The sequence below is a fragment of the Vibrio aquimaris genome (assembly GCF_009363415.1).
Classification (GTDB): domain Bacteria; phylum Pseudomonadota; class Gammaproteobacteria; order Enterobacterales; family Vibrionaceae; genus Vibrio; species Vibrio aquimaris.
This window is the reverse complement of record NZ_CP045351.1, coordinates 755,687-779,893: the sequence shown is the minus strand read 5'-3', so window position 1 is coordinate 779,893 and position 24,207 is coordinate 755,687. Positions and strand designations below refer to the sequence as shown.

Here is a 24,207-nt window from a genome sequence, read left to right as displayed (position 1 = left end):
TGTAGGTTAGTTTATTTCACGTAATACCCGAAAGCCCACATAATTTGCCGCAGATGAGTCAGATAGAGAAAGCTGCTCATGAGCAGCGGCCATTTCCGGAGAAAAGTTCCAAGCCCCACCTTTAAGGATACCGCGAGCGTCATTGGTCCATTGCCAAACGTTTCCGACGGTATCGTAAATACCTAGCTTGTTGGGCTTGAAAGCCATGACTGGAGAAGTACTCTTGTTTGACCATGGTGTGCCTCCCCAACCTGTATTAGCCTGACTTGGAGCAAAATGATCGCCCCACCAATAATTGGATTCAGATCCTGCTCTAGCCGCTATTTCCCATTCATCTTCACTTGGCAGCCTGTAGCTATGATTGGTTTTCCTACTTAGCCATTGCGCGTAAGCTTGTGCGTCGTTCTTACTTACGCAAACCACTGGAGAGTTAGCCGCTTGTTTGAAACCTGGGTTGCGCCAATATCCTTTTGAAATAGGCGTGACTTCGCCTTTTACGATAGCGGTACAGGTATTTTTCAGCTCAGCATCGGTTTGATAATTCGTTGAGTTAACAAAGGTTTCAAATTGCTTCACAGTGACAGGAGTGGTACCAAAACCGAAAGGTTGTTTGATTTTCAACTGCTTGGAGCCATGTTCACCAAGCATATACTGACCAGGCAGAATGGTAGAAACTTCTGGACCTTGATGACCCGAACCAAGAGAATCGGCAAACTTATCTCCTTCACGCAGCGGGTTTGCCGTTTCAACTAACACGGCGCGAAGGTTGTGATCTCTGTTAATGGACAATTCTTTGTTGAAGTCTTGGTAACCCTCTTTCCTAATTGAAATAGAGTGTTGTCCTACAGGCAACATAATTTCTACAGGAGTGCTGCCATAGTTAACCCCATCGATTGTGACTTTATCATCGTATAAGTTTGAGCGAACGTTCAAGGTCACCCAAGCGATTTCTTGGTTGGTGACAGAGCTACCCTTGTCATCAGTACTATCGGGTTCGAAACAGTATTTCTTGTTGATGCCAAGTAGGGTACATGCGGCGCTTTGTGTTGGCCTAGCTTGCATTTCGACATCCATGAGGCTTCGATAGCGTATACCATCATAAAAACCCGACTCTTTGGCTTTAGAGCGCAATACGTGAATATTAAAAGGGATTTTGTGAGCGTTGAGTTCAATTTCTTTTGATTCGCTAGTGTTAGCGATGAGCTCAGATTGAAACTGTTTTACTGCTTTTTGTAGAGCAAGATCTCGAGTTTGGCGGTCACACTCTGCAATGGTCATGTTCGCCTGACAGCGATTAGTGAAACTTACAGACAGAGAATGAGATTCTGTCAGCTCACTTTGCAGGCGTTTAGCTCGGGCGCGCAATTTGTTTTGTTCCAAGGAGTCAATACCTTGGGAAATCGCCTCTAATTCATTGCTGGCTAAACTGAGTTGATGTTCAAGTTCTTGCAGTATCTGTTCTTCAAACAAACGCTGTTGCTGATTTTGTTTAACGGCCGACCAAGCGTCCTGATAGGCTTTCTGACTTGCCGCAAGGTCCACGGTTGGGTCGTCAATCATGCGGGCATAATTCGCCTCAAGCTGTTCTTTGGCTTGCTTAAATTTGTCATCCAGAGCTTTAGCCGATTTGGTCAGCTGATCGACAGACTGTTTCTGACTGTCAAATTGCGCTTGTTTGTCATCACGGCGCTCTGTTGCCGATTTTAGTTCTTCATGTTTGTCGAATAGCTTCTGATCGATTTTTACGATAGGGTCGCGCGCTTCCTCAGCTGCAATACCAGCAGAGACAAAGTAAGGTGACAAAGCAAGAAGGAAGGTTGGTAAACCAGTTCGCATTATTATTTCTACAATTCTTTTTAATCTTATGGAGTTATTCTAAACGAAAACGCCACTTTTTCGTAAGTTATTCCCTTATAACTTACGACAAAATGGCGTTTTTGGTCAATGTTGTACTGCTTCCTTCTACTCAAAAAGAGAAGCGCGTTAAATATCTGAATTTGGGCGTAACTTAACCCAGACAGTATCATTGCCATTAATAGCAATCATACGGTTATATGTCTGGTAACCATCTTTAGAGACAGTAAACTGATGTTTTCCTTTGGGTAAAACCACTTCTATTGGTGTACTACCGTAATTGACGCCATTGATTGTTACTCGATCTTCGTACTGATCCGAGCGAACAGTAATGTTTGCCCAGCTTTGCTGTGTGGTTGTTTTTTCTTTTTTGGCAACACTGGCACTATTGAGACAATAACGTGAGGATACATTGAGTAGCTTACAGGCAGCCGAGGCTTCTGGCCGAGCCTGAAGCTGGGCTTGCATTTCAGTGTAATAACTATTGCTGCCTTCAAAACCTGAACGGATAATTTGGCTCTCTTGAACAAAGACATTCAGCTGGACGCCTTTGATGTTCTGTTTAGCGATATTGGCTTCGGTCAAGCTGTCGAGAAGTTTTGTCTTAAACGTATTAACAGCACGCTGTTTAGTGAGGTATTTACCTTGATTAGTACATTCACCTAGAGTCATGGTAGCCGAGCAGGTTGTTTTGAATGTGGTGTTCAACACATCACTTTCTCGCAGCTCTGCATCAAGACGTTTGACGCGCGCTTCAACTTTCTGCTCTTTGAGATAAGATAATTCAGAATTAATCCTAGAACGCTTTTGCTTGATCTGGGACAAGCGCATCTCTTGCTCAGTAATGTTTTGCTCTTGTTCAAGTATCTGCGTTTGATTCTTCTTTACCGAAGCCCAAGCCTCTTGGTACTCTTGTTGAAAAGAAAGTAAGTCTACGTCTGGATCATCTAAAAGGCGGTTATACTGTTTGTCCAGCGCTGATTTGGCGCGATTCCGTTTAGCGTTTAGCTCATTTTCTTCACGTTGAAACCTACTTAGCTCTGCCCTAAGGGTTTGCAACCGTGATGATTCAGCGTCGAATTCAGAACCAAGCTCCTGTAACTCACTTTGTTTGTTTTCCAATTTACTATCGATAGTTGCGACAGGATCGGCAGAGTCCACCATTTCCGCAAAAATCGAAGTTGATGCCCATAGTGGGCTTAGCGCAATTAAAAGCGCTGGGATGCGACGTATTATCATATTTCCCTGCAACAATTAACGTTTATTGACCAACGTAAAAATCCAAAAAAAGACAAACTCATGACAGTCCTTGTGTTCCTGCCTCTTCCAAGTTTACTTCAACCCTGCATCTTTCTCTTGTAAAAAGATTAACCGACTTTATGCAGATTACCCTAATTTAACGTATATAAAACTTGGATGCTATCTATCATTTTGAGTTGATTGGGGAAATATGCAAGTGAAGAATGGGTATCTGCAAAAAGAAAGTTGCTAGAAGTGACATAAACCGTAATTTATGTGCACTTGATCATTCTTCCGAAGCTAGTTACGCATCGCTTTTCGGCAGTCTTTTCTGATTGTAGTTGGTCCAAAATGGATCGATATATTTCGAATTAAGTCGGTTTTGTTATAACATGCCATCCTAATGCAATCTGAGGTCAAAACTGTCTCATGAGCTGTTTCAAATCTCGGCCTATTGTTGGCGAACTAAATAAATCTGTGTCTCCCAAACCAGCGGAGCTTGTTACCTTACCCTCACACATGGACTGCCATGATCATAGCTATACCCAAATTGTGATTGGGTTAAAAGGGCAAGCTGAGTTTGAGGTTAGCGGCTTTGGGAACATGGTTGGTCCAGGACAAGGCTGTGTGGTGACCTCTGGTTCAGGTCATGCTTTTGGTGGGGTTGTCGAGCAGTCCGATATTTTAGTGCTTAATATGCCATTTCCAAGCGCTGAAGACCCACTGATGTTGCAAAAACTCAATGAGCTGAATCGAGGTGAAACCTACTTTCAGCTCGATAGCCAAATTCAAAAGCTCATCTATATGTTGGTGAATGAAATGCAATCAAGGCCAGAGGACCTTCTCCTCAGCCGAGCTTGTAGTGACACTCTGATCGCCTTATTGCAAAGGCATATGTCAAAATTCTCAACACCTTACAAAGAATCTCGTTTCGACCTTGACGCCATTGATCGTTACATCGAACAACACTTAAGCCAGAAAATCTCAGTCGCTCAGCTAGCAGGTAGTGTTTTTTTAGGGGAGAGTCAGTTTCATAGTTTGTTCAAGGCGCAAATTGGAATAACACCTCATCAGTACGTATTAGGTAAACGAGTTGACATGGCAAAGTCTTTGATCAAAAGAGGCAACTTGACCTTAGGTCAGGTGGCCGACTTAACAGGTTTTTCTAATCAAAGCACATTTAGCCATACCTTTTTTCGTTTGCAAGGCGTATCGCCATCCCAATACAAGAAACAATTTAGTTAAATAAGCAACAGCAGACGTATATTATTTTGTCTATTTAGATGTGATTGTGTTTTCGTTTTGTTAATAGGCGGAGTTTTCAGCAAAAAACTCGGAGTTTTTGACAAGTAATCCTCTCCCGCTCAAAATACACTGCAAACCATTGTAATAACTCTGATGAATTTATCAGGCTTGAGATTGAGGAAAACGCATGTTTACTGCAACTGATGTGTTGAATGCCGAGTTTGTTGAGCAGCCGCTAAATAAACTTTGGTCGCTGATCTCGCCACTTTACATGGTGGACGAATCCCAATGGCTTGAACAACTGTTGCCGCTCGCGACTCCGACAGCGGACGAAAAAGCGCAGATGTCGACCAAAACGACAGAGCTCATTGAAGCTATCCGTGCAGATAAAAAATCGATTCAAATGATCGATGCTTTACTGCTGGAATACAGTTTGGATACCCAAGAAGGCATATTACTTATGTGTCTTGCCGAAGCTTTGATGCGCATTCCTGATGCAGCGACAGCGGATGCCTTGATCCGTGACAAACTCAGTGTCGCAGACTGGAAGTCCCATTTAAAAAGTTCAGATTCGGTTTTTGTCAATGCGTCGACATGGGGCCTTATGTTGACAGGCAAAGTTGTTGGTTTGTCTGAATCTGAAGCGCGCAGCCCAGTGTCGGCGGTGAATCGTCTTGTTAATAAAATGTCTGAGCCTGTTATTCGTAAAGCCATGCACCAAGCGATGAAGGTGATGGGGCATCAGTTTGTTCTTGGTCGCTCTATCGCTGAAGCGCAAAAGAATGGCCGTAGCATGCGTGATAAAGGGTTTACCTACTCTTATGACATGTTAGGTGAAGCCGCACTGACCACAGCGGATGCGGATAAATATTTTAATGATTACTTGATGGCAATTGAAGCGGTAGGTCGTGATAGATACGGTATAGAGACAAGCCCAGCTCCGTCTGTTTCGATTAAACTGTCTGCTTTGCATCCCCGCTATGAAGTGGCCAATGAAGAGCGAGTGCTGACTGAACTTGCCGATACACTCATGCAATTGCTGCGTAAGGCTGTTGAATTGGATGTGGCCATCACGATTGATGCTGAAGAAGCGGATCGCTTGGAACTATCGCTAAAGCTGTTCGAAAAAGTGTATCGAAGTGATGTTGTGAAAGGCTGGGGTAAATTTGGCCTTGTGATTCAAGCCTATTCTAAACGTGCTCTTCCAGTATTGGTCTGGATCAACGGTTTAGCTCGAGAGCAGGGCGATCTTATTCCACTGCGTCTTGTTAAGGGAGCGTATTGGGATAGTGAGATCAAATGGTCGCAACAGGCGGGTTATGATAACTACCCAGTCTACACACGAAAAGAAGCCACAGACGTTGCCTATTTAGCTTGTGCTCGTTTCTTATTGTCTGACAATGTACGAGGCAATATCTTCCCGCAGTTTGCCAGCCATAACGCTCAAACGGTTACTTCTATCGCAGTGATGGCAGAGCATAAAAACTATGAGTTCCAGCGTTTGCATGGGATGGGTGATTCTCTTTATCACCATGTTATGGAAACACACCAACAGCCAGTGCGCATATACGCACCTGTTGGCAGCCATAAGGATTTATTGCCATATTTGGTTCGTCGTCTGCTTGAGAATGGGGCAAACAGCTCGTTTGTCCATCGTTTAGTAGATGCGCGTTGTCCAGTTGAAACTCTTACTCAGCATCCGGTCGATATGCTGGAGGCATTTGAGACACTGAATAATACCAATATTCCATTGCCGCCGAAGATATTCTCAGAGCGTTCAAACTCTTACGGTGTAAATATTGATATTGACTCCGAGGCCAAGCCGTTTGAACAGCAAGTAGAGAGCTTTCTAGACAAACAATGGTTAGCCGGGCCGATAATTAACGGTCACGCATTCACTGAAAGCATGATCAAGGATGATGTTACTGTTGAGAAAGTGACAGCACCTTATGACAGGCGCATAGAAGTTGGTCAGGTGGCTTTCTCAACCCTTGATCATGTTTCCGCAGCAATTGAAAGCGCACAATCGGCCTTTAACGATTGGCAAGCAACTGCGCCAGCTCAAAGAGCGCAAGCGTTAGAAAAGTTAGCAGATTTGCTTGAAACGCACCTTGCTGAGTTGGTTGCTTTGTGTCATCAAGAAGCTGGTAAAACAATACATGACAGTATTGATGAAGTGCGTGAAGCGGTTGATTTCTGTCGTTACTACGCCAAACAAATAGATAACTTGGGCCAAGTTGAGATTCAAGGCTTTGATGCTAAGACGCGGAAAGCCGTGCGTGACGGACGCGGTGTCTTTGTGTGTATTAGTCCTTGGAATTTCCCGCTAGCGATATTCTTGGGTCAAATTACAGCAGCACTGGTTGCAGGTAATACGGTAGTAGCAAAACCTGCTGAGCAAACCAGCTTGATTGCAGCTCGCGCTGTCGAACTTATGATTGAAGCAGGCTTCCCTAACGGCACTATTCAGCTGTTACCGGGGCGCGGAGCTGATATTGGGGCAGCATTGACTTCTCACCTTGCGATTGCTGGTGTTGCCTTTACAGGTTCAACCTTAACGGCCCAGCGTATCAACCGCACACTTGCACAGCGTGATACTGCGCCAGTGCCATTTATTGCTGAAACAGGTGGCCAGAACGCCATGATCGTTGACAGTACAGCGCTTCCTGAGCAAGTGGTGCGGGATGTGATTCGTTCAGCGTTTGCTTCTGCTGGGCAGCGTTGTAGTGCACTTAGGGTGTTGTATGTTCAGGAAGACATTGCAGACAGAATCATTTCATTGATTCAAGGTGCGATGCAAGAGTTAAAAGTAGGCTTGCCTTTCGAGCATTCAACCGATGTTGGACCTGTGATTGATGCTAACGCCAAGAATAAACTGCTCAAGCACATCGAGCGTATGACGGCGACTCAGCAAAAAGTCGCTGGACTGGAGCTTAATGAATTACATCAACACGGCGATTTCGTTGCACCTTGCGCGTTTGAAATTGATGATATTGCTTGTCTCGATGAAGAGCAGTTCGGACCAATTTTGCATATTGTCCGTTTTAAAGCGAGTCAACTACACCAAGTGGTTGAGCGAATTAATGGCACTGGCTTTGGCCTCACTATGGGAATTCACAGCCGTAATGAGACCACGTATCGCTGGATTGAAAAGCATGCTCGAGTGGGGAACTGTTACATCAACCGTGATCAGGTTGGTGCTGTCGTTGGCGTTCAACCATTTGGTGGGCAAGGTCTGTCAGGTACAGGTCCTAAAGCCGGAGGGCCACACTATTTATTCCGATTCACTCAGACATCATTTTCTTAATCGGTAAGCAAGGAGAAAAATTATGGTTCATCAAGTTACTCGTTTTTCCGATGCTTATGCAGCATGGGAAAATTGGAATCTCACCAGCTTTGAGATAAGAAGTGAGTATGTACTTGGGTTTAAGCAAGCATTGCAGGGTGTTGAGCCTGCTTTGGCTGCCGTTATTGACTACCATTACCAACATTCAGCGCAGCTGTTGTCCAAAACCCATGAAATGCCTGGTCCAACGGGTGAGACGAATGAGTTGTATACCGCTGGCCGAGGTGTTGCTCTGATCATTCAGGATCACGTATCTCAATCAGCGCAGCAGGCAGCGATCGCTCAACTTACTTGTGCGCTTCTTGCTGGTAATAGTGTTATTGTGTGCAGTGATGATATTGATTTGATCAAAGCCCTAGAAACGACAGCAAAAAGTGCGTCTTTACCAATAAATCTATTACAATTCGCCTCTCTTGACGCTTACCATCAGTTACTTGAATCTGATGTGAGAAGCGTTGGGTATATAGGCAATCAAGAGGTTGAGCGAAATATCAACCGCCAATTAGCGAAACGCACAGGTGCTATTGTAGGCCTAGTTTCAGAAACGGATGTTGAGTTGATTCCAGTCGCTCACGATCCACATTTATCGCTGCGCTTTATCACAGAGCGTACGAGAACAATAAATATAACTGCTGTGGGTGGCAACGCAACCTTGTTGGAACTTGGGAGCGAAACCCACTAACCCTTTCTCCGAGAGCCCTCACTCAGTGTGCGTGAGGGCGTTCATGGAAGGCGATTTTTTTATGAGGACAAACACATGGAAAATAGCTTTGCTATTACGACCACGTTTATTGCGTATCTAATTTTGATGATGGCAATAGGCGTCATTGCATACCTACGAACGAAAAACTCAACGGATTACTTTTTAGGCGGTCGCTCTCTTGGGCCTTGGCCTGCTGCACTTTCTGCGGGTGCATCGGATATGAGTGGTTGGCTTTTGCTCGGTCTACCAGGTTACGCGTATGCCGCTGGTATTGAAGCATTATGGCTTGCTGGTGGTCTGCTTGCGGGTACTTGGCTAAACTGGCTTATCAGTGCTAAAAGACTGCGTACTTACAGCATCACGACAGATGCTTTAACCTTGCCAGAATTCCTTTCTCGTCGTTTTAACGATACATCTAAACTTATCCAAGTTATCTCTGCATTCTTTATCTTGCTATTCTTTCTTTTCTACACCAGCTCAGGCTTAGTGGCTGGAGGAAAACTGTTTGAAACCGTATTTGGGTTGAACTATAGCACCGCCGTTATTATTGGTACTGTATGTGTTGTGTCATATACACTGTTCGGTGGATTTTTAGCGGTATCTTGGACTGACTTAGTCCAAGGTCTTCTGATGTCTGCGGCACTGTTGATTGTGCCTATTGCGGCGATGGAAGGTGGTCTTGGTCAGCTAAATAGCGATTTGTCGAATATCAACCCTGAGCTGCTTACGCTGTGGAATGATACTAAAGGCGAGCCACTATCTGCTATTGCGATCATCTCTTTGGTTGCATGGGGCTTAGGCTACTTTGGCCAGCCGCACATTCTTGCTCGTTTTAAAGCCGCGCGCAGTAATAAGGATCTAACGACAGCACGTCGCATTGCGGTTGTGTGGACAGCGCTTTCTATGGTTGGTGCTATGTTAGTCGGTCTAGTTGGTCTTATCTATGTGACTAATTCTGGGGTATCGATAGATGATGGAGAGAAAATCTTCATGTTGTTGGTTAACTCCATCTTCCATCCTGTCGTTGCTGGTGTGCTGTTAGCGGCAATACTTGCAGCAATCATGAGTACAGCCGATTCGCAATTATTGGTGTCTTCTTCAGCATTAGCAGAGGACTTCTATAAGCAATTGATTAAGAAAGATGCAAGTTCAGAAGAGATTGTGATGGTAGGCCGTATTGCAGTGGTAGCAATCTCAATTGTTGCTCTTATTTTAGCTCTAACGCCAGACAGCTCAGTACTAGGTTTAGTATCTTATGCTTGGGCTGGTTTTGGTGCTGCTTTTGGTCCTGCGCTTATTCTTAGCCTTTACTGGCCGCGCATGAACCGCAATGGTGCACTGGCTGGTATCGTTATCGGCGGCGTGACTATTGTAGTGTGGAAACAACTATCAGGCGGTTGGTTTGATGTTTACGAGATTGTTCCTGGGATCATCTTATCAACGATTGCCATTGTTGTGGTCAGCTTAATGACGGCAGAGCCAGAAGAATCAGTGAAAGCTCAGCATGAGAAGTTCAAGCAACAACTGGTTGAGTTGGACTAATTAACTATATAAGCCCCGAAACTTCGGGGCTTTTTTCTATCTGGCTACCGGTATGAGCATCCTCGCTCCATATTCATTAGTGGGTTTGCTCTTGGGCTAGTTTTTTGCTTCCACGTTCTTCTAATACATCCAAAAAGGCTTGGAAGCCTTGTGGCTCGACAAAGGGATTACTTTGCCGTGATTCTTTAGCGTGGCGCTCAAAAATCTGTGCCAAATGCGGGTGACTGGCGAGGTTAACTTCCACTTGAGGTTCGGTTTTAGATAAAGATCGAATCCTTTTCACACTATCCACATACTGCTGCGCCAGTTCCAATCCGGTGAAATTGGTCCCATTACCGCCAACAATAAATGCCTTATGAGTCTCACCTTGATGAGTAACGTTAAATTCAATCGATAAAGCACCTCTAGTGTGTCCGGGCGTTGAATAGAATCTAAATTGTTTATTACCAACGACTAAGGTGTCGCCATCATTGGCAAATGTAGTTACTTTCGGTGCTAGGAAGCGATTGTCTCCTCTGGAGTTTTTGGCGGTGAATTTAGCTAAGCGAAAATCAATGCTCGACATAACAACCTGTGTATCAAAATGTCTTTGGATATATTCGGCGCCGCCGACATGATCTGAATGACCATGAGTAATTATGATGTAGCGAAGATGTTTGGGATTGAAGCCTAGCGTCTCTATATTGTTTGGGATCCAGCGCCCATAAGGACTGTCAAGCGTATCAATCAGAACAAGCCCCTCGGAAGTAGGGATAAGATAAGATGAAACCCACTTATCACCCACGTAGTATAAATCGTCAAACATTTTAAAGGGCTCAACATATCCGTTCTGGTCTGTTTTTTCCGGAATGGTTTCTGGTTGCTCGCTAGAAAATGCATTCAACGATAAAAATAGTAATAGAAGTGCGGTGGGTTTCATGGCCAGCCTTAAATCTTATTCCTGGTTAAGTGAGTCTATTCAATACCATATTGCGCAAAAATAAGCTGACTAATATCTGCGACAACTTGATTAATTTCTGGCAAGGTGGAGAGCGACGAGTTAGCAATAAAAATTCCGATAAACAACGGCTTTCGGTCTGACTTCCATACCATCGCGGTAAGAGCTCTTGAACCCTTAACCCCGCCACCTGATCTGTCCGCTATTAACCACCCTTGAGGTAATACAGAGCGTGCCAGTGAGTCAGAGATCATATTATTAGTCATCCAAAACTGTAATTGTGTTTTACTACCAGTGCTAAGGACATCACCTGTCAGTAATCGTTTGATGGTTTGAGTGATGGCGATAGGAGTGGTGGTATCATTTTCTGCTCCTTTTTCAACGTAATTTAACTCTGGTTCATAGCGATCCAAACGCGTTTTTTGATCGCCAATCTCCCTTAAAAACGCCGTTAAGCCACTCGGCCCACCAATTTGCTGAAGGGCTAGGTTAGCGGCGTAGTTATCACTCATCAACATGGTAGCGGCGCAAACGCTTTGCAAAGACATTTTACTACCAACAAAGTTTTCGGTAATCGGATTCCAGTTGACTAATCCAGACTCTGGCACATCAATCTTTTGGCTGAGTGTGAGCTTTTTCTGCTCCACATCATAGAGCAACTTTGCACAAGCTAATGTTTTAAACGAACTCATCATAGGAAATCTTTGGTTTCCGTTATAGCTCCATTGGTTATGCGATTGAGTGTCGATGACGGCAACACCGACTTGCCCTTTGATCTCTTGCTCTATTTTCGAGAGCGATTGTTCAAGACTGGCTGATACTGCATGGACTGATACTAGGGCTAGTAAGGAGCATAGAATATGTTTTTTCATTATTGTCTTTTCACTGTAATAGGAAGGAAGAATACTAAGCTTGTTACTCGAGAGCGACAACACACCAATTCTGAGCTTAGACCCAAGAAATTCTTGGCCTAAAATTGGAGTTTGCCCTTGAGCTGACAAAGCTAAACCCGTTAGAATCTTTGGCCTTTCCATTACCTTAAGACCGTTATGAACTTGAGTCAGCTACCGCTAAACTCGTTACGCGCCTTTTACGTATCGGCCAAGCATCAAAGCTTTACCAGAGCAGCCGATGAGTTGTGTGTGACACAAACGGCGGTGAGTCAGCAAGTTAAAGGGCTGGAGAGTCGGTTGGGAACCACGCTGTTCAATCGAATGCCAAGGGGAATAGCTCTCACAGTCGAGGGCCTGCGACTTTTTCCCGTGGTGGAGAAAGTATTTTCAGAGCTTACGGTTAGCCTAGAAAACCTATGCCTTGGCGTCAGTCGTGAGCCGCTAAATTTGGGGGTTGTAGGAACCTTTGCTCTTCATTGGTTACTGCCAAAGCTTGATAGCTTCTATTGCCAGCACCCTGAAATTGAGTTAAGGATTTCAACCAATAACAATGTTGCAGATGCGTTTTCTGAAGGTTTGGACTACATCGTACGATTTGGCCGAGGCCATTGGCATGGCAGTGTCGCCAAGCTTTTATTTGATACTCCCTTTACCGTTTTGTGTCATCCATCCATTGCTAGTCAGCTGAGAAATCCTCAAGATATTCTAAAGTATACCTTGCTTAGATCTTACGATATTCAAGAATGGGATCAATGGCTAGTTAAGGCTGGCGTAAAGGCTAAGGTTCATTATTCCAATAGTATTACCTTTGATTCTACCGCCCTTATGGTGGACGCCGCGGCGCAAGGTTTTGGTGTTGCGTTGGCTTCTCCTTTGATGTTTGCAAGCAAACTAAAAGAGAAGAAAATCATGCAGCCATTTGATGTCTTTCTTCACAAGGGAGGGTATTGGCTCACCCGTTTAGACTCTAAACCAGAAACATACTCTCAGCTGATGTTTAAATCTTGGCTTGAAGTGCAGATCGAGTCGCAGGATTTTAAATAAAAAATTATCAACATAATTAAAATTGATAATTTTAAATTATCATGGCAGGTTCTTATACTGCTCCTACTGAAACAAAATATTCACTTTATGAGCGATTAGGAGCTTGTTATGAAAATGAATCACCTTGGTATTATGGTTGGCGATATGACGAAAGCGGTGGGGTTTTATACTCAGGCGATGGGTCTTCGAGTTGTGATGAACAACACCAAAGTTATCGAAGAGCGAGAGTCTGCTATCGGGCGTATGTGCATCGCTGTGTTTGGTGAAGGGTTTGCAGGCTTTAATAATGCGCGAGATCAGGGTGTCGAATAACACCTAAATCCTTGAGCAGAGAGTTTAACGATGAATCTATCTTTGGACATGTGGGCACGACTAAAGCGAGATGCGCTTCGCCGATCTTTTGGCTAGAGAAATACTTAGGTTCAGGCTTTTTTGTCACTAAGCCAATGTCGATAGTGCCTTGCTTTACTTGCTCAAAAATGCGCTCGTTTGGCGTGGCTTCTAGTTCAATAGATAAACCCGGATAGCTCGCTTGCAAGTCCAGTAAAGGAGAATAGAGCAGCCAAGCTAATGTGCCTGAGCAACCTAGACTGCACCGTCCTTTAAAAGCCTCATCTTGACCCAAATTTTGTAAAAGTTTCGCTTCATTGGCAAAGTAATCAAGTGCTTAGTGGTAAACTTTTTGCCCGTGTAGGGTTATCTCAAACTGCTTATTAAAGCGCTTTATTAGCGGATATCCGCAGACATTTTCTAGCTTGTTGATATATGCTGAGTGACACCGGGCTGAGTCATATGAAGCGTTTCAGCCGTTCTGGTAAAATGCCCTACTTTAACTAGGGTTTTAAAGGTGTTTAGCCAAACGGGATTAAGCATAGATAGAAACCAAAAATTATCAACAAATTCGATTTTGATAAGTTCTCATTATACAGGTAAATCTGTATCTCATAAGAGCAAAATGTCAAACCCAAAGCCAAAACACTTCTTAGTTTGTACTCTAAATAAAACTTCCGCGTTGTTTTATTGAAAAATCATGCAATATTACAGGTTTCACTGAAAATTTTCTTATATTGAGACCTAAATATCATTTTCTTCTTTGTCACAATATTGAAATAAAGTTTGACATCTAATGTTTAGCGTATAAATGGTTAATCTAAATAGATATATCATTGCAGACGCATATCTAGCCATTTCTAGATATGCTATGTTGGATATGTCAATAATCTATATGTGTAATTATAATCTATATGTATATTTTTATCTTTTAATTCAATGCTTTGTGTTCTCATGATTTTTGTTTTTACGGAATGTAAACATGATGGCCTGATTTTCCAATTAACGATTATAACTACTTGAGATTTGAAAATACGTATTTATTTGTTTAGAGTACAAAGTGTTTGTGCGCTTGTGCACCTAGCAAAGGATAAATCATATGACTCCCATACTGGAAGTTAAGGGACTCTACAAAGTATTTGGAGATAATACTGAACGCGCATTTACCATGCTGAATGACGGTTTAGATAAGGAGCAAGTCTTTGAAAGGACGGGGCTCACGATTGGAGTAAATGACGTATCTCTGTCAATTAATCAAGGTGAGATCTTTGTAATTATGGGGCTTTCGGGCTCTGGCAAGTCTACCTTGGTTCGTTTACTAAACCGCCTGATTGAGCCGACGAAAGGAAGTGTGTATTTCAAAGGTGATGACATTTCACATATTTCTGAACAAGCGCTCAGAGCCGTACGCCGGAAAAATATCTCCATGGTTTTTCAAAGCTTTGCGCTTATGCCTCATATGACGACCCTTGAAAACGCGGCATTTGGTTTAGAGCTTGCTGGTGTTGGACTTGATGCTAGAAAGAAACTCGCGTTCGAGGCATTAGAAAGGGTTGGCTTGGAAGCCTATTGTGAGTCATTTCCTGATGAATTGTCCGGAGGTATGAAACAGCGTGTGGGATTAGCCCGTGCATTAGCCTGTGATCCGGATATTCTGCTGATGGATGAAGCCTTTTCTGCCCTTGATCCATTAATAAGATCTGAAATGCAAGATGAGCTGATACGTCTGCAAAATGATGATAAACGTACAGTCGTCTTCATTTCTCATGACCTTGATGAAGCGATGCGTATTGGCGATCGTATCGCCATTATGCAGGATGGAGGGGTTGTTCAAGTCGGAACACCGGATGAAATTCTGCAAAAACCCGCGAATGATTATGTAGCCGCGTTTTTTAGAGGTGTTAACTTAGCGTCTGCGCTAACCGCCAGAGATATTGCTAAAAAAGCACCTGCAGCGGTGTTCAAAAAATCAGAACATGATGGTCCAGCTTCAGCGTTGCAATTACTCGTTGATAGTGACAGGGAGTTTGGGATTATTGTTGATAAGGGAAATCACTATTCTGGTATTGTTTCATTAGATTCACTCCAATTGGCAAACAAAGAAAATCGCTCTCTGGTGAGTGCCGAACTTGATGATTCAGTTACCCTTAAACCAGAACAACCCATAAATAGTATTCTGGGGTCCGTTGCTGGCGTTCCTTACGCAGTCCCTGTCGTTGACGATAGAGGTAATTACTATGGTGTGATTAGTAAGTCTCGATTACTGCAAGTATTAGACAAGGAGTAGAACTATGTCATCCACGCAAAACACGACGGATCCATGGGGTGCAAGTCAATCTGAAAAGTCTATTGAATGGCTAAATACTGGCGTTGTTGAAGAGAAACATTTTGACCTATTGAATCCTTTTGAAGATTCTTTTTTACCCCTAGATAATTGGGTTGAGTCGGGTTTGGACTGGCTTGTAGCCCATGGCAGACCAGTATTTCAAGCTATCCGTGTGCCCATCGACTTTATTTTAACTTCATTCGAAGCCGCACTTGTTTCTACACCTGCGCCGATAATGTTATTAATTTTGTCATTGCTTGCTTGGCAGTTTTCTAATCTTCGACTTGGCATAATGACGTTTATCTCATTGATATTTATAGGCTTGATTGGTATTTGGTCTCAGTCGATGACAACGCTAGCCTTGGTTATGACCTCTGTATTTTTCTGTTTATTGATAGGTTTGCCTGTCGGTATCTGGCTCGCTAGGAGTGATACAGCGGCTAAATTTGTTAGGCCGATATTGGATGCTATGCAAACGACGCCAGCGTTTGTTTACCTTGTTCCTATTGTCATGCTATTTGGCATTGGTAACGTGCCTGGAGTCGTTGTGACGATCATTTTTGCCCTTCCTCCTGTGATTAGATTAACCATTTTGGGCATACAACAAGTGCCAGAAGAGCTCATTGAGGCTGGGCATTCATTTGGTGCGAGTAAAAAACAGATGTTGTATCGCATCCAATTACCTCTCGCCCTACCGACCATCATGGCTGGGGTAAATCAGACGCTAATGCTCTCACTTTCCATGGTAGTCATAGCTTCAATGATTGCAGTTGGCGGTTTGGGGCAAATGGTCTTAAGAGGAATTGGGCGATTGGATATGGGACTGGCTGCTGTTGGAGGGCTAGGTATTGTAATTCTTGCGATCTTATTAGACCGAATAACCCAAGAGTTAGGAAACAATGCGGGAGACACTAAAACGCGTTGGTACCAATCTGGCCCAATTTCTATTGTCTTACGCTTTGTTAAACAAACGAAAACTACCAGAGCATCTCTAGAGGAGAATTACAAATGAACCTTTCATGGACGAAGTTACTGAAAGTAAGTGCTTTATTTACATTGTTACATCCTGTTTATGTATCGGCAGATAGCCTTCCTGGTGAAGGCGTGACAGTTCAGCCATTGCAATCTACGGTGGCCGAAGAAACTTTCCAAACTTTAATTGTAAATCGTGCTCTTGAAGAGCTTGGGTACCAAGTCAAAGAAACTAAGGAAGTGGATTATAACGTTGGTTATACTTCTATCGCGAAGGGCGATGCGACGTTTCTTGCTGTTGGTTGGTTTCCACTTCATGCTGATAAATACACAATGGCAGGTGGTGACGAAAAGTTTTATCGACAAGGTAATTACATCAGTGGTGCAGCACAGGGGTATTTGATCGATAAAAAGACGGCAGAAAAATATGGCATAACTAATATTGGGCAACTGAAGGATCCTAAATTAGCCAGCCTTTTTGATGCTAACGGTGATGGTAAAGCTGATCTAACCGGTTGTAATCCTGGTTGGGGCTGTGAAATGGTTATTGAAAAGCAGATCACTGCATTCGGACTGAAAGATACGGTTACTCACAACCAAGGTAACTATGCGGCGATTATTGCCGACACTATATCCCGCTATAAAAAAGGCGATCCTGTTCTGTATTATACCTGGACTCCATACTGGGTGAGTGGGGTTCTTGTACCAAGAAAAGATGTTGTTTGGCTTGAAGTCCCGTTTTCTGCGTTGCCCGGTGAGCGTGAAAATGTTGATACCACGTTGCCGAATGGTAAAAACTATGGGTTTGAAATGAACTCGATGCGTATTGTGGCCAATAAGGCCTTCACAGATAAGAATCCTGCAGCCGCTAAGCTTTTTGAAATCATTAAGTTAGATATTAATGATGTCAGTGCTCAAAACATGATGATGAGTCAAGGGAAAAATAGTTCAGCCGATATTGAATCTCATGTTAATGGTTGGATAAAGGCCAATCGTTCACAATTTGATGCATGGATTTCAGAGGCCAAAAAAGCAGCGTTGTAATTCATAATAGAGTTGACTGCTTGGTGTGGACCATTTAGTTGGGGGCTCCAAGTAGTCTAGCTTTGTCCAGCCTATAACTCTGTTTATGGAACATAATGTGAATAGCTCATTTCATCAAAACATTTAGTGCCGCGTGTAACAATAATCGCCAATTTTCATAGGCTAGGTATAGTTATATAGATTATTATCTTTGCCATGATCTTTTACCTAAAGGCAGTAAATGAGCTTAGATAGAATCGATCGAGAGATCTTGCGTATCTTAAACCTCAAGGGTCGACTTCCTGTTGTGGAACTGGCTAAGTCGGTCAATTTGACGACCTCCCCTTGCTCAGACCGTGTAAAACGCCTAGAAAAAGAAGGCTATATAAAAGGCTATCACGCAGAGCTGAACCCAGAGAAACTTGGATTAGACGTTCAGGTGTTTATTCATATTCGCCTTGATCAGACGAGCTTTTCGATTTTTGATAAGTTTGCCAAAGCGGTTGAAGACATGCCAGAAATAGAGGAATGTTACTCTCTGTCTGGTGATTTCGACACCATGATTAAAGTTCGTGTCAAAGATATGAAAGCGTATCAGGATTTTATGTCGAGCAAGCTTGGTTCACTACCTGGTGTGATTCAAACCCGCAGCGAAGTGGTAATTGAAGAGCATAAAACCAGCTTCGGCATCAACGCCGATTTGATCATGACGTTATAAAAAAGGGAAGTATTGTTTCCCTTTTTAATGCTTGATATTAGGCAATAAACGAAGACGCGATGCCAATCAGGCCGCCAAACACACCGCCCCAAACTACAAGCCACCCTAGGTGCTGCTTAATCATTTTCTGCACGATTTCTTTAACCAGTTTTGGCGTTAATTCATTAAGTCTTTGATCAATGATATTTTCAATGTTGGCTTGAATTTCTTCCATCATTGCGGGCGATTCTAATTGATCTTTGAGCGCTTCTTTTACGGCATCACTTTGGCTGATCTCAACCACAGCTTGCTGCATTTTTTCGACAAATGGTGCTTTTAGTGGCTGGAGTGCTTCAGTGCCGCCGAACATGGCCAAGGCACCGCCAAACGAAGAGTTGGCAATCACGCTAACTAAAGAGTCAAAAGTTGGGTTAAAGTCGACTTTTTCCAGAATCGGCTCTAGTTTTAGGCTTTTACCTCCCGACATTTCTTTATTAAGAAAACGGTCGATGTTTTGCTCGGTAAAAAACTGCTCCATCATGAGGTTTTTGATTGCGGCTTTAAATTCCTCGAATCTGGCTGGAATAACGCCTGAACCGTACAGGCCTGGGACTTTTTCAAACAGCATGTGGATGGCTAGCCAGTTGGTAATAGCGCCGGAGAAAGCGAATAACCCTGCATAGTAAGCAATCGAATTGTCTGTTTGGTAGCCGGCCGCTAACAAAGCCAGTGCGAGTAGATTAGTCAGTAAGCTTTTGTTCATCTTCTATAAAATATTGATTGAATATCGATGTTGCGAGTATATACCAAGTCGCTGCTTAGATTGAATATGGGTATGGTGTAAAGTATCGTCTAGAGCATATTCCAACTGGTCGCTGTGTGAATATTTAGCGAGTAATTCATTATTTAAATGGGAAACTTATACTTAAATTAATCACAGTTTTAAACACAGCGTAAAGCATTTCATTGATACCTAGACCCACAAGTATATTATTCAACTCGCTTTATAGTATGGGGTCGTAAAATCATACTATTTAAATCGAATCAGCCATTTTTATGTGGTGAAGTGATTATTTTTCGTCAATTTGTGAGGTTGAAATGAATGAATTAGCAGTAGAAAAGAGCGATCACTTAACGAAGAGGAAGCGCTACAAAACAGAGGTTTCTCGCGTTTTTCCCTGTGAAAGGCGTAGTAATTTTCATCAATTAGAGAGCTGTTTTCTTGGTATTAGCCTAAGTAATCATCACTTCACCCCATTAAAGCTTGAAGCTGTCCTAAAGTGGATATCTAAACGATTTGACTCTTGCAGCTTATTGGTCGGTGACAGTATTCATCGCTTAAATCTTGCTCGTCAGTCCTCTGACTCTGAACAAGAGTGTTTAGAGCAAGCTTTGGCTATGGGGCGAGAGTATATTGAACAGGCAGAGGAAATCATTAGCAGGCTTAATTTGCCAACCAGCTTTCAGTTTGTTCGATGTTCAGAAGTCCAAAGAACGGATTTATATAAAGACTATTACCAGAGCTTAAAAGAACTTTACAATACAGATTTGGATTTTAGAAACTCAGTTATTTCATCTGCTATTCAGTTTCAGAAAGTCGAACCTAAATCGTTTGAGCAAGCAGAAGAATGTCCGCAGATACAAAGCTCTATTCAGTACTTTTTAGAGGAGTTTGCGATATTTGCATGCTTATATGATCAGAATTTACCCGTTATGTTATACCCAGGGGCATTTACTATTCTTGATGAAGTAGTCGGCGGTCAACACCCAGAAGCTCCCTCTGCTCTGCGTGAGCTAATAATAGTATCTCTAAGATTTAAAAGCCTTGGTTCTATGGTATAGATTGAAGCATTACTATTACTTGATTATTGAGGCATTTTAGCAGAGTTAATCACTCAATTGCCTATTTGCTTTGAATGTTTGTTTTGTACGCTCCATCGTAGGTTTGATTAGTTATCTTGTGTGTATCTAAATAATGATACTCATAAGGATAACTATAGTGCCCAATGACCCCCAAATCCTTCCGCCCCATCTACTCATAGGGGCGTCTTATGCTTCTGATCCGACTCCTCTGGTGTTTTCAGGTTTAGGTCTTTCTTCTGTTGAGGAAGGCCGTGAAGATAATGAGGTGGTGCAAGATCTTGAATCACTGTCTTTGTCTATATATTCGAACGGCGAAAGTAAAAATGACACTCTACTAGCTACTCACCGAGCACGCCGAGATACCAGCGAACTTTCAGGCCGTATAATGGGGCTTTCTGAGCAAGAGTTTTCTGCAGCAATTCATGCACCTGAGTTGAAGTTTGCATCTTCTATTCATAGCGAAAAATACACAATGCAAGAGGGAGAGTTTAGGGACAATTTTTATCGAAATGAACTTAGCTTAAATCAATATTATCAGAGAGTTGAGCAGGTTATTAGTTTTGAAGTTGCTCGAATGGAAAATGACAAGACATTTTCAAGCAGTGGCGAATATTTGTGTCAACTCTATGCCATATTAACTGCGCTTTGTTCCAGCAATCAAGAGTGTGAGGGTGATGAGCTTTGGCAACTGAAAAAAGTAAATGCAGTTGTTGCGGATAAGCTGGTTGAACTCACTGACTCTCAGGATTTAATTGCGAGTATCCAAGTGTCTCGCCCTAGCTTGACAAGTGATCTCATTCTACCTGCTAAAGATGCCTTTACATCGATCAACCAAACGGTCTTCAAATCAGCAATAGAGACGGATAGAGCAACACTGCGCAAGCAGTATGGGGATCAAGTAAGAGAATTTAAACGTAAACTTTCTCGCCAATTAAAGAAAATTAACAAGCTGAAAGCTAAACGCAGTGAAAAAGGCAGCTTATCGACACAGGAGCGAGCACGACTTGAGAAATTAAGAGACATAAGAAGATTGGTAAGCCAGCAGCTAAGAGAGAAACAAAAACACAAGACTCTCGCTTCCGTGTACATCAAGGCAATGCTTCGAATCCAAAGAGTCGTAAAGGAAAATGGATTTAGAAATACTTTTCGACGCCTAGCGGTTGAAGAGAGAAGAGTTGAACGCGGAGTGTCACCTAACATAGGAATGAATGCACTTCGTGTTCGCCAATATGCGTTGTATGAGTACTTTAAATGGATAGAGTCTAACCTCACACCACCTGTAGGAGTGTCTCAACGAGAGTTTGAGCAATTAACTAAGATTCGTCTTTTACCATTTAGCCGTAGTTTTGATGAAAAGCAGCTTGAATCAAAAGTGTTGGCTTGGCTAAAGTCGGATGAAGGCGCTAACCGCATCTCAACTTCTATTGGCAAGGCTACAAGGGAGTATGCAGGCCGCCTCTACATTGCAGACAATAAGGTATATCAAGACTACCTTCTATATGATGTTATCCATGTAGATGATTTGCCCAATAAAGTGGAGCGCTTGATTCAAGTCGAGGTAAATCGTCTAGGTAACGATCAAACGTTTCCCAGAGTTGCTGACTTTTTATGTCAAGTTAACATCATGCTATCAGTTTTGTGTAATAACAATACGGGTATTAATGCTGAACTTTATGAGGGATTAATTCAGGCCAAAACACGGGTAATGATTAGAGTTTTTGAGTTGTCAGTATCCGGAATTAATGATTTTCCAATACCTCTATCAGTTGATGGAATGGCAAACATCCAGAAAAAGTTAGACGAGTTAACAGTAGAGTGTTCTCCTTCTCTGTGGCCGAATGAAACAGAGCTCATTGGTTATGTGGAGCAAGACTATCACGATCTAGTTTCTTGCCTAAGACTGTTAAACTCATCAGAAACCATAAATCAGATAAAAGAGTACAAAACCACTAATAATTATAAAGATATTGTCTTTACTAGTAAGCTTGCTGAGACTTTATCTAGCAAAGATGAAGAGATTCGCCTTCTTGAGCCACTTATCTATCACCTATTGATAAATGAAGGTTTAACGCATTTTAATCTAGAGAAAATGTTTGATGTGTTTTACACAGATAGAGAAAGTCATAACCCTTTTAGAGATCTGGTAAATCAGCCAAAACCAGAATCATATAGAACATTTTCAGACTTTATAAAATACAGCCAGTCGACTAGTAGAGAAGAGTACAATAATCAGTTCTATGACTACCAAGAAAATGGCAGTAGTGAATTTGATGCGAGCCAAATATCAGCATTAGTATTAGCAAATAACGGTTTGAGCATTGAAGAAATAGTAGAACCGCCAAAGACGCTGAAGTCATTTGTTATTATGGGACGATCATTAGGTGAATATGGTGATGGTCGAGGCGGGACAATTCGACCAGAATCCAATCCTTGTCAATACATACCGGGAAGATGCCTTGTTATGCAGTTGTCTTCGGGAAGATATCTTTTATTCTCGAATTTTTTTGGTGAGCCTAAATCGAAAGTGGTAGAAGAAGAGGAGTTATCTCGATTTATGGGTTCGATAGAAAAATCGGGACTATCATCGTTTGAAAAAGCATGGTTGATGCCAGAAGAGGCACCAAGGCACTTCAAAAGATACACGGGGCTATTTTGTGATTGGGCGGCAAAAAACTTTGTTTCACTGCTTTATGATGGCGATACCAATCCATTTAAGCATGCAGTACATCCTTTTTATACACTGGTAAAAGATACACATGCTAAGCCAATAGAAATAGGTTCGATCGTGTCAGATACCTTGCCATGCGGTATAAAAGAAGCGCTCGATACATTAGCGATTGACTTTCAGGCAGCCTTTGATGATACCCATGGATTCCACAAATTTATCAAGGCGATAGTGCCTTTTTATGAAACCATTTATAACAGAACGACAGACAGAAGATACACGGCTGACAGCGGAACGATTTTACTCGATTTATTGTCCATCATGCCGTTATTTAGCGCCGCAGGTAAAGTTGGCCAATTGACCGCCACACTGAGTAAACAAGGTATGCGAGCACTTATATCTGGAATGGCAAAAGGTTTAACAGGCGGACGCTTGCTTAGATATGTGGCTCGAGGAATGAGCGCTAAAGTATTGGCGAGCTCTCAGAAAAGTGCGGTTATTATGGCCGCTGCTTTGTATGAAGCTTTGGTCCCTCTTCCTTTACCGACAAGGCCAGCCATTGCAAAAGTGTCTGCATTCTTTAAATTTAAGACTGGTGGAAAAACGGGCTGGGTGAACGGCAAGTTTGGCTATTTCTTAGGTAACCCCAATCCGCCGAGGTTACCTGATGGGATTATGCCTCCAGTAGGAGGCGCGCCTATACCGCCGCCTCCGCCTGTTGAGAGGTTACCTGCGCCGCCACTAGTACCTCGGCCACCTTCAATACCGAACCGACTGCCTCCATTACCGAGTCAAGGAGTACCGACAAGAACAAGATTTAGCTTAGCCACAACTTTTAATAAACCTATTGAAAATGATGCATGGTTTGCAGAAATGTATGCAAAAGGTGATAGAAACTGGGTACGATTGACAGATAGTATTCTGGAAAGGAGGCCCGCGAAAAGTACAGCGGGTACCTTCGAAACCCACTACAAAAATTTCGTTAAAGTAGATCAGAAATCAGAGCCACCGGTGAATGTGAAGGCGTTTATTGAAGGGGAGACAGAACACTTCAAAATAGGCGCTAAGCAGACACCCGAAGGAGAATTACCAAAAGCTGCTTATGATTTGTATGTATCCAAAGATGGAAAATCAATCACAACGTCATCATCTTATAAAAGTGATGATTATAGTAAAACACTTACTTATGCTGACATTATGTACAACGCGTACTTAGCAGCAAAAGTCGATCCTAAAAATTTAACAATGTCGATTCAAGCGAGCATCCAAAATGGTGGTACACAACAGGTGATTGACGCTATCGGAGGTAGGGTCGCGCGTGCGAACGGAATAAGAGTAACGCTTGAAAGTAATCCAGAGGCATTTAAAACACTTTTAGCGACAGATAATGTAAAAGCAACCGTGTTTATGTTGACAGACTATGGGGAAAGCTTTGGGTATAAAACAATAAAAAGTATTGATATTAAAGGCTCAGCCTATTTGGTCATTAATATTGAATAGCCACCTAGGTTACCTTTAGTTGAAGTTC

18 protein-coding genes and 1 pseudogene are annotated in these 24,207 nt (G+C 42.7%); 12 read left to right on the top strand and 7 right to left on the bottom strand.

All coding sequences use genetic code 11. From position 1 onward, the window contains the following. Window positions 1–6: 6 nt before the first annotated feature. Window positions 7–1,836, bottom strand: a complete 1,830-nt coding sequence (locus tag FIV01_RS17850) for an SUMF1/EgtB/PvdO family nonheme iron enzyme (RefSeq protein ID WP_152432322.1) — start codon at window positions 1,834–1,836, stop codon at window positions 7–9. Window positions 1,837–1,983: 147 nt separating this feature from the next. Beyond that, window positions 1,984–3,093 (bottom strand): PEGA domain-containing protein, encoded by a 1,110-nt coding sequence (locus FIV01_RS17845; RefSeq protein WP_152432321.1) that lies wholly within the window; start codon window positions 3,091–3,093, stop codon window positions 1,984–1,986. 429 nt (window positions 3,094–3,522) lie between these two features. On the opposite strand from FIV01_RS17845, the gene FIV01_RS17840 reads away from it, so the two are divergent. The 4 genes from FIV01_RS17840 (at window position 3,523) to putP (ending at window position 9,929) form a co-directional block, all read left to right on the top strand. After that, the gene (locus FIV01_RS17840; RefSeq protein WP_152432320.1) at window positions 3,523–4,338 is read left to right on the top strand and encodes an AraC family transcriptional regulator; all 816 of its coding nucleotides are present in this window, start codon (window positions 3,523–3,525) and stop codon (window positions 4,336–4,338) included. A 187-nt stretch (window positions 4,339–4,525) separates the two neighbouring features. After that, window positions 4,526–7,645: a bifunctional proline dehydrogenase/L-glutamate gamma-semialdehyde dehydrogenase PutA gene (gene putA, locus FIV01_RS17835; protein ID WP_152432319.1), complete on the top strand. Its 3,120-nt coding sequence runs from the start codon at window positions 4,526–4,528 to the stop codon at window positions 7,643–7,645. Window positions 7,646–7,667: 22 nt separating this feature from the next. Further along, entirely contained in the window at window positions 7,668–8,366 is a 699-nt protein-coding gene (locus tag FIV01_RS17830; protein ID WP_152432318.1) for a 1-pyrroline-5-carboxylate dehydrogenase, read from the top strand. 75 nt (window positions 8,367–8,441) lie between these two features. After that, window positions 8,442–9,929 carry a sodium/proline symporter PutP gene (gene putP, locus FIV01_RS17825; RefSeq protein ID WP_152432317.1) on the top strand — a complete coding sequence of 496 codons (1,488 nt, stop codon included), beginning with the start codon at window positions 8,442–8,444 and terminating at the stop codon, window positions 9,927–9,929. Window positions 9,930–10,005: 76 nt separating this feature from the next. Here putP and FIV01_RS17820 read toward each other — a convergent pair whose 3' ends face one another. Both FIV01_RS17820 and bla read right to left on the bottom strand, forming a co-directional pair. Then, on the bottom strand, window positions 10,006–10,848 hold the full coding sequence (locus FIV01_RS17820; RefSeq protein WP_152432316.1) for an MBL fold metallo-hydrolase: 843 nt from the start codon (window positions 10,846–10,848) through the stop codon (window positions 10,006–10,008). A gap of 35 nt (window positions 10,849–10,883) precedes the next feature. Then, window positions 10,884–11,900 carry a class A beta-lactamase gene (gene bla, locus FIV01_RS17815; protein ID WP_343040071.1) on the bottom strand — a complete coding sequence of 339 codons (1,017 nt, stop codon included), beginning with the start codon at window positions 11,898–11,900 and terminating at the stop codon, window positions 10,884–10,886. A 15-nt stretch (window positions 11,901–11,915) separates the two neighbouring features. Here bla and FIV01_RS17810 point away from each other — a divergent pair, with 15 nt between their 5' ends. Together FIV01_RS17810 and FIV01_RS17805 are read left to right on the top strand one after the other, a co-directional pair. Next, window positions 11,916–12,803, top strand: coding sequence for a LysR family transcriptional regulator (locus tag FIV01_RS17810; RefSeq protein ID WP_152432315.1), 888 nt, complete (start codon window positions 11,916–11,918; stop codon window positions 12,801–12,803). Between the two features lie 108 nt (window positions 12,804–12,911). After that, window positions 12,912–13,094, top strand: a pseudogene (locus tag FIV01_RS17805) (VOC family protein); the annotation flags it as partial. On the opposite strand, the gene FIV01_RS20800 reads toward FIV01_RS17805, so the two are convergent. Both FIV01_RS20800 and FIV01_RS20795 read right to left on the bottom strand, forming a co-directional pair. Continuing rightward, on the bottom strand, window positions 13,084–13,428 hold the full coding sequence (locus FIV01_RS20800) for a substrate-binding domain-containing protein (RefSeq protein ID WP_246210474.1): 345 nt from the start codon (window positions 13,426–13,428) through the stop codon (window positions 13,084–13,086). The pseudogene FIV01_RS17805 and the gene FIV01_RS20800 overlap by 11 nt on opposite strands. A 125-nt stretch (window positions 13,429–13,553) precedes the next feature. After that, a complete protein-coding gene (locus tag FIV01_RS20795; RefSeq protein ID WP_246210472.1) occupies window positions 13,554–13,676 on the bottom strand; it encodes a LysR family transcriptional regulator in 123 nt (40 codons plus the stop codon). Window positions 13,677–14,232: 556 nt separating this feature from the next. Here FIV01_RS20795 and proV point away from each other — a divergent pair. The 4 genes from proV to FIV01_RS17780 all read left to right on the top strand — a co-directional run bounded on the left by proV (window position 14,233) and on the right by FIV01_RS17780 (window position 18,172). After that, a complete protein-coding gene (proV, locus tag FIV01_RS17795; protein WP_152432314.1) occupies window positions 14,233–15,420 on the top strand; it encodes a glycine betaine/L-proline ABC transporter ATP-binding protein ProV in 1,188 nt (395 codons plus the stop codon). Between the two features lie 4 nt (window positions 15,421–15,424). Next, entirely contained in the window at window positions 15,425–16,471 is a 1,047-nt protein-coding gene (gene proW / locus FIV01_RS17790; protein WP_152432313.1) for a glycine betaine/L-proline ABC transporter permease ProW, read from the top strand. Next, window positions 16,468–17,475: a glycine betaine/L-proline ABC transporter substrate-binding protein ProX gene (gene proX, locus FIV01_RS17785; RefSeq protein ID WP_152432312.1), complete on the top strand. Its 1,008-nt coding sequence runs from the start codon at window positions 16,468–16,470 to the stop codon at window positions 17,473–17,475. Before proW ends, proX begins: the two co-directional genes overlap by 4 nt. A 220-nt stretch (window positions 17,476–17,695) precedes the next feature. After that, window positions 17,696–18,172 (top strand): Lrp/AsnC family transcriptional regulator, encoded by a 477-nt coding sequence (locus FIV01_RS17780; RefSeq protein WP_114785371.1) that lies wholly within the window; start codon window positions 17,696–17,698, stop codon window positions 18,170–18,172. 37 nt (window positions 18,173–18,209) lie between these two features. On the opposite strand, the gene FIV01_RS17775 is transcribed toward FIV01_RS17780, so the two are convergent. Then, a complete protein-coding gene (locus tag FIV01_RS17775; protein ID WP_152432311.1) occupies window positions 18,210–18,914 on the bottom strand; it encodes a DUF445 domain-containing protein in 705 nt (234 codons plus the stop codon). Window positions 18,915–19,249: 335 nt separating this feature from the next. Here FIV01_RS17775 and FIV01_RS17770 point away from each other — a divergent pair, with 335 nt between their 5' ends. Together FIV01_RS17770 and FIV01_RS17765 are read left to right on the top strand one after the other, a co-directional pair. Beyond that, window positions 19,250–19,993 carry a tRNA-dependent cyclodipeptide synthase gene (locus FIV01_RS17770; RefSeq protein WP_152432310.1) on the top strand — a complete coding sequence of 248 codons (744 nt, stop codon included), beginning with the start codon at window positions 19,250–19,252 and terminating at the stop codon, window positions 19,991–19,993. Between the two features lie 157 nt (window positions 19,994–20,150). Next, complete coding sequence (locus FIV01_RS17765; protein WP_152432309.1) at window positions 20,151–24,179, top strand: hypothetical protein; 4,029 nt, start codon at window positions 20,151–20,153, stop codon at window positions 24,177–24,179. Window positions 24,180–24,207 lie beyond the last annotated feature (28 nt).

Bases quoted from the DNA above. Each gene is read 5' to 3' on its own strand.
- FIV01_RS17850 (WP_152432322.1), bottom strand. From the start codon at position 1,836: ATGCGAACTGGTTTACCAACCTTCCTTCTTGCTTTGTCACCTTACTTT.
- FIV01_RS17845 (WP_152432321.1), bottom strand. From the start codon at position 3,093: ATGATAATACGTCGCATCCCAGCGCTTTTAATTGCGCTAAGCCCACTA.
- FIV01_RS17840 (WP_152432320.1), top strand. From the start codon at position 3,523: ATGAGCTGTTTCAAATCTCGGCCTATTGTTGGCGAACTAAATAAATCT.
- putA (WP_152432319.1), top strand. From the start codon at position 4,526: ATGTTTACTGCAACTGATGTGTTGAATGCCGAGTTTGTTGAGCAGCCG.
- FIV01_RS17830 (WP_152432318.1), top strand. From the start codon at position 7,668: ATGGTTCATCAAGTTACTCGTTTTTCCGATGCTTATGCAGCATGGGAA.
- putP (WP_152432317.1), top strand. From the start codon at position 8,442: ATGGAAAATAGCTTTGCTATTACGACCACGTTTATTGCGTATCTAATT.
- FIV01_RS17820 (WP_152432316.1), bottom strand. From the start codon at position 10,848: ATGAAACCCACCGCACTTCTATTACTATTTTTATCGTTGAATGCATTT.
- bla (WP_343040071.1), bottom strand. From the start codon at position 11,900: ATGGAAAGGCCAAAGATTCTAACGGGTTTAGCTTTGTCAGCTCAAGGG.
- FIV01_RS17810 (WP_152432315.1), top strand. From the start codon at position 11,916: ATGAACTTGAGTCAGCTACCGCTAAACTCGTTACGCGCCTTTTACGTA.
- FIV01_RS20795 (WP_246210472.1), bottom strand. From the start codon at position 13,676: ATGCTTAATCCCGTTTGGCTAAACACCTTTAAAACCCTAGTTAAAGTA.
- proV (WP_152432314.1), top strand. From the start codon at position 14,233: ATGACTCCCATACTGGAAGTTAAGGGACTCTACAAAGTATTTGGAGAT.
- proW (WP_152432313.1), top strand. From the start codon at position 15,425: ATGTCATCCACGCAAAACACGACGGATCCATGGGGTGCAAGTCAATCT.
- proX (WP_152432312.1), top strand. From the start codon at position 16,468: ATGAACCTTTCATGGACGAAGTTACTGAAAGTAAGTGCTTTATTTACA.
- FIV01_RS17780 (WP_114785371.1), top strand. From the start codon at position 17,696: ATGAGCTTAGATAGAATCGATCGAGAGATCTTGCGTATCTTAAACCTC.
- FIV01_RS17775 (WP_152432311.1), bottom strand. From the start codon at position 18,914: ATGAACAAAAGCTTACTGACTAATCTACTCGCACTGGCTTTGTTAGCG.
- FIV01_RS17770 (WP_152432310.1), top strand. From the start codon at position 19,250: ATGAATGAATTAGCAGTAGAAAAGAGCGATCACTTAACGAAGAGGAAG.